The sequence below is a fragment of the Pseudomonadota bacterium genome (assembly GCA_010028905.1).
In the GTDB taxonomy this organism is placed as follows: Bacteria; Vulcanimicrobiota; Xenobia; order RGZZ01; family RGZZ01; genus RGZZ01.
Genome location: RGZZ01000378.1, coordinates 1 through 4,857, shown reverse-complemented (window position 1 = coordinate 4,857; position 4,857 = coordinate 1). Strand labels below are relative to the sequence as shown.

Here is a 4,857-nt window from a genome sequence, read left to right as displayed (position 1 = left end):
ACGCGGACCGCCCTCGAGCAATGTCGCCCCGTGGGATCCCCGGCCCCGCCTCCGGCGAGGGCCTGGTTGAGGCTGCGCGGCGTGCGGGGCGGGGTGAGCGGGGGAACCTGCTCTGCCGTGTCGGCGCCGACGCGGAGCAGCCAGGCGAGGCGATGGGTGTCGGTGATGCCGTTGGGGAAGGCGAGGAGCGTGGGCAGGCTGTACATCAGCGTGATGCTCGCGCTCGACGGGGCGATGTCGCCGCGCAGGAACACGGCGGCGCCCAGCGAGTAGAGGCCCCATACCGTGGGGTCGGCCTCGTAGCCGAAGAACATCAGCCGGTTGGCGTACTCCTTGGTCTTGTACCCGAAGAGCAGCATGCCGTCGTAGTCCTGGAGGCTCGCGTAGGCGACGGCCTGCGGCACGCTCACCGCGCGATAGCGATTGGGCCACACCGTGGCCCATTCCCGGATCACGACCGGCTTGTTCTTCCAGCGAAGCGCGCAGGTATAGGGGGCAAAGCCCGCGGGGCCGCCATCGCGCAGCTGGTTGAGGTTGCGGAAGTGGAACTTCCCTTCCCAGTCCTTCCCTTCGAAGCGCGGATGGTCGGCGTAGAAGTTCTCCGACAGGAAGTCGCACTCCGCCGCCACCGAAGCCAGGTCCGGCGCGACATCGTTCGAGACCACCGCCGTGACCGGCACGCGCAGCCCGATCTCGCGCAGGTGGGCCATCATCGCGTGGAAGTAGGCGCGCTGCACATCGTGCAGGAAGGCGACCCCGTCGGCCAGCCGAGGCTCCACCTCTCGCGGGCCGCGTCCGCCGGCGGGATCGGTGAGCACCGGAAGCGCCACGGTGTCGGTGGTGGGGTCCTCTCCCTCGCCCAGGCTCTTCCACGACGCGGCCAGGCGTTCGCGCGAGGTGTAGCGGGTGGTGAGCCAGGCGTTCCAGAGCGAGCGCAGACGCCCGCGGTACGGCTCGACGATCTCGGTGAGCGACTCCGGATTGATGAAGAAACCGTGCTCGTTGCAGATCTCGACCAGCGCAAGATCCGGGTCGTCGACGGGCCGGAGCCCCGTGTACGGGTTCGACGTGGTCAGGAGCGCTGTGGCATACTCCTTCTGCAGCGCGATGAGGTGGGGGTCGAACATTGCGTAGGGTCGGGCACCCCGGTTGAGCGTCGCTTCGATGCCGTCTTCCGGCTTGAACTCGCGGAAGTCGAGGAGGTCGAGATAGTAGCTCATGTGCGCCTGCTTGCACCGCGCGATCCAGTAGTGCAGCGTGTCGAGCTTGGCGGCGTCGAGTGCGCGCGAGCCGGGCTGATTGGGGATGTCGAGCAGCCCCCCGCGGGAGTCGAGGGCCTCGAACCGAACCAGATTGGTGCCGGCGTGGGCCAGCATCGACACCACCCGATCGATCTCGTCGTGGGTGGTCCACAGGCTGCGATTGGAGATGTTGATTCCCCAGAACCGCGCCCGCTGCCCGTTCTCCCAGACGAAGGTGCCGTTCGGGGAGACCTTCAGGAAGCCGTGCGCGTGGGCCGGGAGCAGCCACGAGAAATCGACCTGACACGCGTCGGCGTAGGTCGGTGCGTCGAGCACGGGGGTCGGCTTCGGTGGCGCGGGCGCCTCCGCCAGGACGGGTGTGAGCGTCAGCGCGACGCCGAGAAGGACGAGGGCCAGCGCGCGGGCGGGGAGAGCCAAGAAGAGAGCACCTCTGCGGGAGATTGGCGGGAAGATTCGTCCTACTATACTGCATGCCAGGAGCGGGAGCAAGGCGGCGCGGGGAGGCGCGGAACGCGAGGCGGCAGGGGCGCGACCCCTCAGGGCCATCGTGCCGGACGTTAACCTTTTCTCAACACCTCGAGGGAGACCGCTGCGTTAAACTGTCAGTAGAACACATAGACACGTCACTCGAAGGAGCCCTCGATGATCGAATTTCCCCGCATCTCGGCCGTGAAGACCCAGCCTCTCAGCGCCCCCCCCGCGACGCCAGAGACCACGCCCGAGGCCAAGACCGACGTTGATTTCAGCTACAATGCCCAGGACGTCATGGTCATGCCCAGCAAGGCAGAGAACATCAAAGGGGTGAGCGGCGGCAAGCGTCCTCAGACCGACAAGGTGGTTCTCGCTTCCGACCTGACGCCGGTCAACGGCAAGTACGTCTACGGCGACGGCGATCAGGCGAACAATGCCGCCGCCATCTCGTTCGCTGCGGCGGCCAAGACGGTTGCTGCGTTCGAGAAGGCCCTCGGACAGCCCATCGAGTGGGCGTTCGGCGATCAGCGCCTCAGCGTGACCCCGGACGAGGGCGAGAACTTCAACGCCTACTACTCGCGCTGGTCGGGCGGTGTGCACTTCTTCCACGGCACCGACAACGTCATCGGCGCCACCATGATGAGCGGCGCCTCCGGAGAGGTCGTTTCGCACGAGTGCGGCCACGCCATGCTCGACGCCCTGCGTCCGGGCTATCTCAGCACGTGGTCGGCCGATCCCGGTGGCTTCCACGAGTCGTTCGGCGACCAGCTCGGCATGCTCATGGCCTTCCAGGACGAGCGCACCCTGCAGCGCGTCGCCGTCCAGACCGGTGGCGACCTGCGCAAGCCCAACATCCTCGCCGCCACCGGTGAGCAGCTCGGCATCGGCATCAACGACTTCAAGGGCACCAACCGCACGGGCGGTGACTGGGTGCGCAACGCCAACAACACGTTCACGTGGGTCGATCCCTCGACGCTCCCTGGCTCGGCTCCGTCCGACCAGCTCAGCTCTGAGGTGCACTCATACTCGCGTCTCTGGACGGGCGCGTTCTACGACGTCGTCTGTGCCGTGCAGGCGTCGAACATGGCCAAGGGAATGGCCCCTGTCGACGCCCTGCGGGCCACGGGCGCCGAGATGCTCTCGCAGGTCGCCAACCTGATGAAGACCGCTCCCCAGGGCGACTTCACCTATCGCGACATGGCCAACGCCTGGATCGCCGCCGACCAGCAGTTCAACAACGGGGCACGGGCCGACCTCATCCGCGACGTGATGACCAAGCGGCTCATCCTGTCCGCGGGCGAGCCTGCACCCGCCCCGGCCACGCCGGCGCCGCCTTCGCCCTCGGGTGAGGGACTGTCGAAGGCCGTCGACCAGAGCCCGACGCGCACCGTCGCGTTCGAGCTGAAGGGCGACCGCTTCGGCATGTTCGAGGGGGCTCGCGTGGAGACCGTGGTCGACCGCGATGGCAGCCTCTCGAAGGATGCCGAGACCATCAACCGCACGAAGTCGAACATCGAGCGCCTCATCAAGGACGGCCGCATCCGCTACAACGATCCGGGCTACCAGATGAAGACCTCCGACTGGTTCGACTCGAAGGGCCAGCCCTACATCGGCGCGGTTCGCTGGGAGAACGGCCAGATGCTCATCGAGCGCAGCAAGATCACCAGCTGATCGCGACGCAGCTGCGAGCCTGCACAGAGGCCTGGGGGCATGCCCCCGGGCCTCTTCTCTTACTTACGACCGTTCGCCATCTCGCGTGTCGACTGCGACTTCGTGGGGTGTGCCGTGGGCATCACCTCGGCGATGAGAAGCGCCACGTCGTCTCTTGGAACGGGGGTCTGGCTGAACGCCCCGAGCGCGTCGAGAATCCTCCGTCCGAGCCCCTCGACGTCGAAGCGGCCCGCGTCCCCCACCACCTCCTCCAGGCGCTCTCGTCCGAACAGCTCTCCGCTGGGGGAGCGGCTCTCGGTCAGCCCGTCGCTGAAGAGCAGCACGCGGTCTCCCGGCTCGACGGTGCTCTCCACCAGGGGGTAGGTGGGGCTGTCGAACGGGCCGAGAAAGAATCCGGGGCGGCCCACAGATTCAATGGCTCCGGAGCGCCGGCGCCAGAGCATCGGGGGCTCGTTCCCTGCGCACGCGACCCGCAGCTTGCCTGTTGCCGGACGGATCTCGACGATCGCCGCCGTGACGAACGTCTCGGACATCTCAACGGAGAAGTGCTCCCGCAGGCTGCGGTTCACCCGCTCCAGGGCGTTTGACGGGTCTGGAGCATGTCGCATCGCTTCGCGCGCGAGTGCCATCGAAAGAATCATCACCAGCGCCGCCGGTATGCCGCTTCCCGATACGTCTCCCACGATGAGCGCAGCGCCAGGCTGCGGCTCTGGCAGGCACTGGACGTCGTAGAAGTCTCCGCCGATCATGCGCGCGGCCTGCAGATGGGCGAAGAGAGCCAGCCCAGGCGCTTCCGGCGCGCGCCAGACCATGCTCTTCTGAACCGTCTGGGCGAGGCGGAGCTGTCGCTGGGTCTCGCGCGCGTTGCGCTGGAGCGAGGCCAGCACGAATGCCTGCTCCGCTGCCTTCTCTTCGAGGATGTCGAGCATCCGGTTCAGTCCGCGTCCCAGCTCGTCGATCTCGTATACACCGGTCAGCGCGGCTCGTGCCAGGCGGTCGCCTTCGCTCACCCGGCGGGCTACCCCGAACAGGCGTCGCAGCGGCGAGAGAACGGTTCGCACCCCCGCAAGCCAGAGCAGCGCCGCGATCATGCAGGTGACTCCCGCGTAGCGCGCGGCTCGGGCCTGCAGGGCGCGCAGGTGGGCAAGGCTCTCCCTCTCGACGCGCCCAGGAGGACCGCTGGTGATGGCGGCGGGGCTGCCCTCGGTGAGGGTCACCACCGCGTGGGCAGCTTCGTCCACCGCAAGCCACGCGTAGAGGGAACCGCCCGCGGCGAGCAGGCCGAGCAACGAGATGCCGAGGGCGATTCGGGTGTGGATGCGCATGTGACGGCCTTTCCCGCAGACCGTTCCCCGCCGCCCTTCGCGTAAAACCCTGGCGCCCGACCTTTCAGTGCGACACGGATTCCACACCGACCACGAGGTATTCTCCGCTCGACGGGTCGATGGTGAAG

At 67.5% G+C, this 4,857-nt stretch carries 3 protein-coding genes; 1 reads left to right on the top strand and 2 read right to left on the bottom strand.

Going from position 1 to position 4,857, the window contains the following annotated elements:
• Positions 1-1,679: hypothetical protein (locus EB084_19465; GenBank protein NDD30442.1), on the bottom strand; the 1,679-nt coding region annotated here is incomplete at its 3' end.
• Between the two features lie 225 nt (positions 1,680-1,904).
• Here EB084_19465 and EB084_19460 point away from each other — a divergent pair.
• Positions 1,905-3,404, top strand: a complete 1,500-nt coding sequence (locus tag EB084_19460; GenBank protein ID NDD30441.1) for a hypothetical protein — start codon at positions 1,905-1,907, stop codon at positions 3,402-3,404.
• A 59-nt stretch (positions 3,405-3,463) separates the two neighbouring features.
• On the opposite strand, the gene EB084_19455 is transcribed toward EB084_19460, so the two are convergent.
• On the bottom strand, positions 3,464-4,729 hold the full coding sequence (locus EB084_19455; GenBank protein ID NDD30440.1) for a HAMP domain-containing protein: 1,266 nt from the start codon (positions 4,727-4,729) through the stop codon (positions 3,464-3,466).
• Positions 4,730-4,857: the final 128 nt, after the last annotated feature.